This window comes from Bacillus sp. LR_5 (assembly GCF_042709275.1).
This window is the reverse complement of record NZ_JAVAXX010000439.1, coordinates 1-3,605: the sequence shown is the minus strand read 5'-3', so window position 1 is coordinate 3,605 and position 3,605 is coordinate 1. Positions and strand designations below refer to the sequence as shown.

The following is a 3,605-nucleotide window of genomic DNA, read 5'->3' as shown; positions in this document are numbered from 1 at the left end:
ACATTTTCGTCTCAAAAAATATTAAATAGAAAAAAATAAGAGTTGGACAATAATTTACTACTTAATCACAAGTGGCTGATTCTAAGTCATTGAATGTCTCTTTTTAAAGAGCCTTTCAATCATTCACATTGCTTTTCATTAACCATTCTACTTCCGTTAATTCTTGTTTTTGAACGTCTATTGTGTGTTTTTTCGTGAAATGGGTTTTCACAGCTTCATCGTTTTCCCAAATCTCCCAAAGCATTATTTTACGTTCTGATGGCTCAAGCGGATAAGCATGGAATGTAATACAACCCTCTTCTTTGTTCGTTTCTTCCTCAAGTTTTTTAAATTCCTTCATTATTTCATTAAGGTCTTTATCACTGATGATTTTTAAACATGCCGTTATGTAATGCATCGAAATTTCTCCTCCCATCATTTTATGGCTTTTCATTATAACATTTTCTTGAAAAATAAATATAACTGCGACATTGATTGCTCGAGTTAATCAATCGCTGTATGTAAAGGATTTAAAAATTGAAATCAAATAAAAAACCTTCATTTTATAGGAAGGTTTAGAAGTTATATTATCAAGTTTGAAGGCAATCTGAAGCAATGTGAAATGTGTTAGGTGTTTGTTTAACTGTAAAATCTGTAGCGAAACCACGTACTAAAACTAATGACAAGCCCATCTTCAATTTCGCTGACCTCAGATATGAGGGACCTTTTCTTTTTCAACTCTTTGATCATTTCTTCCTTATCAGAAACGAACATAATGCGCTACGCCCGAAGAATGGCCGCATATTGAATCTGAATTTGATCCCATATCATATCAGCAGGCGAGCGTTCCTGAATCTCTTCCATGATTTCAAGCGTCTCTTCTGGCAAGAATTTAGAGAAAAAGCCGTGAGTAACAGCATTTTGATTCTTCTGTGGTGCGCCGCCGTTGTTCCCGACTGCATTTTTGTTGCCAGGTTGACCGCCTTTTTTTGTGTGCACACTTTTTTCAATGGGTGCACCCTTTTTTCTTTCCCAACCATGCCGCTGCTTCCACGATTTGATTGTGTTCACTGACACCTCGTATTTCTCGGCAAGGTCCTTGTATTTCATGCCTTTGACGTAATCCTTATACGCCTGAATGTGCTTTTCGGCCATCTACATTCACCGCCGCCCCCTTCTGATTCGTGTTGTTTTGGAAAAGATATTCCCTCTAAACCACCACCGTGCTCAAGCCGTTAACCGCCAATTGTCTATCCTGAGACTTACCGGAAGCAGTTTACAGGGAACAAAAAAAGCACCCCGCAGGATGCTACCTTTATTTTCTTCAGTTGACTTGCTCTCCAGTCCATATACTCATGGAATACAGTAGGACCCGATACATTATACTTATTTCCGATTCGCCACAACTCATCTTGCATTTCTTTTTCTATGTCGTCCCATGATCTATGCCCTTGCTTCTCTAAAAAATCATGAAATTCTTTTACCATTGGCTTCAAGCTATTCACCCCCCCTACCTTATTATCGGTTAAGGAGTATGACAATGGTAACATTCGCAAAATTTGTCGAACGAATCTGTTGAATAAAACCATATTTTGTCGGGGATATTAACATGTACGCAATACTGCTGCTGTTTTATCACCGATTCACTATGTAAGACCTCCCAGTTGAGTTGATCCTCGCTTACCACTGGGAGGTTTTACTCATTGTATGAAATTGGTGGTGACGCAGGAATAATCCGCCGCGCCGATCCTGCCTCCCATTTTACACCGCCGATTTAAACGAGTTCAAATATTGCAGAAAGTTGGCTTCTTTGACTTTATTGACGATGTTGCCGATTATGGCTGTTTTGATCTTTCTGATGGTATCTCGGGAGCAATCAAGGTGGTTTGCAATAGCAGTGTAGCTCATGCCCTCCATCATACAATCATAAACGATACGGTGCTTTTCTTCTTCAATGTGTTCCATAGCGTTGTCCAGGTAATACACAATAGATTCATATTTGTGAAGCCGTCTTTCTCTTCGGTCCATCTGTCGCAATTCTGCCTGACTGACTCCTGCTGATCCCCTTGGCATGCCCGCTTCATCCCCGTATGTTGCAGTGAGCTTTGTGCTAATAAAGTCTACTTTGTTCAACACACGGTTGAGCCTTTTGATCTCCCGCAGCATGAATTTATAATCACGAATCCATTCCTCAATCTCCCATGCAATCATTTGATCTGTCATTGTCCTTTCCCTCCTGATAGTTAAATAGAGTAAGTGTCATTCCAGTTGTTTGCTCTTTGCTCTGCGATATATTGAGGCCTCGATACCTCTTTCACGCTGATACTGAAGGTTTTGACCAAGAAGGCTTTCAACTCGTTATAGAGCTCTTCTTTGCCGCAAAAGATATTTACAAGCTTTCCGTTTTTATAAGCGAATCCGTATTTCATCCTGAAACTCCCCTTTTACTTTCTGCGTTTATAGGCGCCGCATTTGCCACGTCTGAGTGTTTGCATGTTAGTGTTCATCATTTGTTGCCAGAAACGATCTAAGCGCTCATGTTGCTTCTGTGATGGTTTCTTTTTGGACTGTTTAATCCTTTCATAGCTAGTAATCGCGATAGACATATGGTTAGTTGCGAAAAAAAACGGACACCGATCGAAGCACAAATTTCTCTGTAAAACGATCAGTGTCCGCAGGCTTTCCGTCATGGACTTATTCAATTTTAAAATTTATTTTTACGGCCCTGTGCCACAACTTACTTCGTATTCACCATCTGATGATTTTTTCGAATAGCATAAGTGAGGAGTTTGTCCTGTTTCATCTTTCCAATCTAGCCAATTTACATAATAAAGATTCCCAGATTCATTGTCTCCTTCTCTTTTCTGGAGAACTGCAAAGTAGCTTTGGTAGGGATATCCTCTTTTATAAATTTCGTGTCTGATTGCTCCTTTTTCCGAAGAAGCTGTAAAGACAACAGGAGATAGAACTGGAAGTACTATCAATATAACAATAAGTGCTGCCAAGAGAGAAAGTATAATTTTAGTTTTCTTTTTCATTTTTTCCTCCGATACCTTTTTATGTTTTTATTTTTATGTTATATTATTACATGTATTTTATGCCATATTTCAATTGGTGTAAATGATAAATATTACTTATATTTAGATTTTATTGGAGGTTTCGTATGAAAAAAGAATTACTTGCTTCACTAGTTTTATGTCTATCATTGTCACCATTAGTGTCAACAAATGAAGTTTTTGCAGCCACTACTAATAAAGAGACTAAAGAAAATGTTTCAATTACCAACGAGATTGGTTACGAAAAAGTTAAGGATATGTTAGAACAACAAAAATATGATTTTGAACACAACACTCCTTTAGCGCATCCTAAAGAGTCTAAATTGACTGATTCCGACGAAGGAGTCTTACTGTATTCTGCGTTAAGTAAAGTGGACAAACAAAAATTCCACGAGTTTACATACGATATAGACGATGTTAAGACTTCTGAAAAAAACAATAAGCTAATTGTTGAAGCTTATATTACTCGAAACTTTGTTTTTGGTGTTGAAAAAGTAACAACATCTCTGGGCGATAATATTAAACTTGAAATTCCCAAAACAACTTCTAATAAACAAAGTTCTCAATCAA

At 37.8% G+C, this 3,605-nt stretch carries 5 protein-coding genes and 3 pseudogenes; 1 reads left to right on the top strand and 7 read right to left on the bottom strand.

Going from position 1 to position 3,605, the window contains the following annotated elements; genetic code table 11:
• Positions 1-115 precede the first annotated feature (115 nt).
• The 7 genes and pseudogenes from RAC86_RS36640 to RAC86_RS36610 form a co-directional block, all read right to left on the bottom strand.
• Complete coding sequence (locus RAC86_RS36640; protein ID WP_377886775.1) at positions 116-433, bottom strand: putative quinol monooxygenase; 318 nt, start codon at positions 431-433, stop codon at positions 116-118.
• Positions 434-669: 236 nt separating this feature from the next.
• A pseudogene (terS, locus tag RAC86_RS36635) lies at positions 670-1,134 on the bottom strand (phage terminase small subunit); the annotation flags it as partial.
• Positions 1,135-1,241: 107 nt separating this feature from the next.
• Positions 1,242-1,475, bottom strand: a complete 234-nt coding sequence (locus RAC86_RS36630) for a hypothetical protein (protein ID WP_044052556.1) — start codon at positions 1,473-1,475, stop codon at positions 1,242-1,244.
• Positions 1,476-1,740: 265 nt separating this feature from the next.
• Positions 1,741-2,202 carry a hypothetical protein gene (locus RAC86_RS36625; protein WP_048655264.1) on the bottom strand — a complete coding sequence of 154 codons (462 nt, stop codon included), beginning with the start codon at positions 2,200-2,202 and terminating at the stop codon, positions 1,741-1,743.
• Between the two features lie 36 nt (positions 2,203-2,238).
• Positions 2,239-2,408: pseudogene (locus tag RAC86_RS36620) on the bottom strand (hypothetical protein).
• Positions 2,409-2,423: 15 nt separating this feature from the next.
• Complete coding sequence (locus RAC86_RS36615) at positions 2,424-2,555, bottom strand: hypothetical protein (protein ID WP_377886776.1); 132 nt, start codon at positions 2,553-2,555, stop codon at positions 2,424-2,426.
• Positions 2,556-2,696: 141 nt separating this feature from the next.
• The gene (locus RAC86_RS36610) at positions 2,697-3,017 is read right to left on the bottom strand and encodes a hypothetical protein (RefSeq protein WP_009967025.1); all 321 of its coding nucleotides are present in this window, start codon (positions 3,015-3,017) and stop codon (positions 2,697-2,699) included.
• A gap of 125 nt (positions 3,018-3,142) precedes the next feature.
• Between RAC86_RS36610 and RAC86_RS36605 the strand changes: the two are divergent.
• A pseudogene (locus RAC86_RS36605) lies at positions 3,143-3,605 on the top strand (amidase domain-containing protein); the annotation flags it as partial.